Consider the following 378-nt stretch of genomic DNA (forward strand, 5'->3'; position numbering starts at 1 on the left):
AAGAGCGTGACCAGGTAGGGCTCGATGAACAGGTTGCCCGACAGCGAGTGCCCAAGCAGCTCGTAGCGGTAGCCGGCCACTGCCCCGACCCGCTCGACCACGAGGCCCTGCCCCGCAGGAACATGGCAGAAGTCGGTGCGGCGTGCCTGGTCGCCGAAGAAGCGCGAGACCGGCACGTCCAGGCCCCGAGCGATGCGCTCCAGCGTCTCCACCGAAGGCGAGACCAACCCGTGCTCGATGCGCGAGAGCATCGAACGCGACACCCCCGAGGCGCAAGCCAAATCTCCCCCGGACCGCCCAGCGGCCATCCGAAGCGCCCTCACCTGCTCCCCGATACGCGACGCGGACGCGCTGCGCACGACAGGCGCCGGCCGCCTC

1 protein-coding gene is annotated in these 378 nt (G+C 70.4%); it reads right to left on the reverse strand.

Going from position 1 to position 378, the window contains the following annotated elements:
• Positions 1 to 359, reverse strand: a 359-nt coding sequence (locus BMG07_RS41040) for a helix-turn-helix domain-containing protein (RefSeq protein WP_198089245.1), incomplete at its 3' end; no start/stop codon positions are given.
• Positions 360 to 378 lie beyond the last annotated feature (19 nt).

It is taken from the genome of Variovorax sp. E3 (assembly GCF_016082275.1).
Classification (GTDB): domain Bacteria; phylum Pseudomonadota; class Gammaproteobacteria; order Burkholderiales; family Burkholderiaceae_C; genus Variovorax.